This window comes from Ulvibacter sp. 2210JD10-4, assembly GCF_058148525.1.
The window spans coordinates 1-247 of record NZ_JBYVJZ010000071.1; the positions used below are offsets into that span (position 1 = coordinate 1).

Genomic DNA, 247 nt, shown 5'->3' on the forward strand with positions numbered 1-247 from the left:
TTATCACGGGTTCCATCACCAAAATCCACAGTTCCGGTAAGTGCTTGTCGAGAAATGGTTAAAGTACCACTCACCAAATAGATACAAGATAATTTCCTAATGGGTGGCCGTGTGACTTCACCACTTCGGGTAAATCCATTTGAGAATGTAGTGTCCCAGTTTCCGGTAATACTATAGACATTAGCTGTCCATGTACCACTTCCAACACCTTCTATCCATTCAGCAACACGGAAACCAACCCGGGTAG

General features: G+C 44.1%; 1 pseudogene. It reads right to left on the minus strand.

What is annotated here, in order from left to right:
• A pseudogene (locus tag ACY2RT_RS15515) lies at positions 1 to 247 on the minus strand (hypothetical protein); the annotation flags it as partial.